Annotated in this window: 3 protein-coding genes; all 3 read right to left on the minus strand. The window is 63.0% G+C overall.

The genetic code is table 11. From position 1 onward, the window contains the following. Positions 1-147: 147 nt before the first annotated feature. Positions 148-549, minus strand: a complete 402-nt coding sequence (locus BFP90_RS10335) for an ExbD/TolR family protein (RefSeq protein ID WP_065896592.1) — start codon at positions 547-549, stop codon at positions 148-150. Position 550: 1 nt separating this feature from the next. Beyond that, positions 551-1,270, minus strand: coding sequence for a MotA/TolQ/ExbB proton channel family protein (locus BFP90_RS10340; protein ID WP_065896593.1), 720 nt, complete (start codon positions 1,268-1,270; stop codon positions 551-553). A 28-nt stretch (positions 1,271-1,298) separates the two neighbouring features. After that, positions 1,299-1,698 (minus strand): energy transducer TonB (locus BFP90_RS10345; RefSeq protein WP_141688952.1); only part of this gene is annotated, 400 nt, incomplete at its 5' end.

Raw genomic sequence — 1,698 nt, forward strand, 5'->3', positions numbered from 1 at the left:
CAACATCCTGGTCGGCCCAGAGGCCGCCATCGGGGGCAAGTCGAATCGTCGCACCGCCCCTCCCACATTTACCTCATCGGCCATACATAAAAAAAGGCCGCACCCTGCCAAGGAAACGGCCCAAAAATCGTCGAGGCTGTTATGCAACTAACGAGCGGTTATCACCGACAGCTTGGTAATCCCCGCGCGCTCGATAGACGCCATGGCTCGCGCCACTTCGCCGTAATTCACTCCATCGTCAGCCTGCAGTTGCACCCGCACATCGGGGTCCTTGGCCTTGGCCGCCTGCAGGCTGAATTCCAGCAGGTCCGGCTGGATTTCGTCCTTGTTGATAAACAGCTTGCCGGCACCGTCGATGCTCACCACCAACGGGTCTTTCTGCTCGACCGGGGCCACGGCCTCGGTCTTGGGCAGGTTGATCGGGATCGAGTTGGTCAGCAGCGGCGCGGTGACGATAAACACCACCAGCAGCACCAGCATCACATCCACCAGCGGCGTGACGTTGATCTCGCTCAGCACCTCATCACTGTCTTGCGTGGAAAAGGCCATCTCAGGACGCCTCCTTCACTTTCTGCGGGTTGCCGACGCTGGCTTTGTTCAGCGCCGGATGCAGCAGCACACGGAAGGCGTTCTTTTGCGCCAGGCTGTAGAAGTCGTGGGCAAAGTCGTCAAGGTCGGCAGCCGTCAGCTTCAGGCGGCGCAGGAAATAGTTGTAGACCAGCACCGCCGGCACCGCGACGGCAATCCCCACCCCCGTCGCGACCAGCGCCGCACCGATGGGCCCGGCCACGGTTTCCAGGCTGGCTGAACCGGCGGCGCTGATGCCCTTGAGCGCCTCCATGATGCCCCACACGGTGCCGAACAGGCCGATAAACGGCGAGGTACTGCCGATACTGGCGACCACCGCCAAGCCGGTTTCCAGGGAGCGGCGCTCACGCACGATTTGCTGGCGCAAGGCCCGCTCGAGGCGGTCCTGGTGATTGATGGCCTGGCTCAGGTCAGCCGCGTGCGGGGTATCGCCAACCTGGATCGCGGCATACCCGGCCTGGGCCACCCGTGCCGCCGCACCCGGTTGGGTGTCGGCCAACTCGGCGGCGGCGTCGAGGCTCGATGCGGCCCAGAACTGTTTATGAAACTTGCGATCCTGGACCTTGAGACGCCCGAACTGCACGCCCTTCAACAATGCCAAGCCCCAGGTGGCGACTGAAAAGACCACCAGCAACCAGATCACCGCGCTTTCGATGGATTCAAGTGGAGATGCCAAAGCCATGATGTTTTCCCTCTGTGCCGCTGAATAATTAATGAATCTTGAAATCGATCGGTACGCTGACCCAGCCGTCCTGGGCCACCTCACCCTGCTTGGCCGGCACGAAGCTCCAACGCTTCACGGCGGCCAGTGCGGCGTCATCGAGTTGCTGGCGACCGCTGCTTTTCTGCAGCTGGATCTCACCGGGTTTGCCGCTGGCCAATACGTGTACCCGCAGCAACACGGTGCCTTCCCANCCCCGCCGCTGAGCCAGTGACGGGTATTCCGGCGCCGGATTTTTCAAGTACGCGGCGTTGGCCGAAGCGGGCGTTACCGGTGCCGGCGCTGGTGGTGCAACCGGTGCCGGGGGCGCCGGTACAGGTGGCGCGGGCGGTTGTTCGACGGCCTTGGGTGCCGGCTTGGGCTCAGGTTTGGGCACAGGCTTTGGCTTG

Origin of the sequence: Pseudomonas sp. 24 E 13 (assembly GCF_900004715.1) — a bacterium.
GTDB classification, from domain to species: domain Bacteria; phylum Pseudomonadota; class Gammaproteobacteria; order Pseudomonadales; family Pseudomonadaceae; genus Aquipseudomonas; species Aquipseudomonas orientalis_A.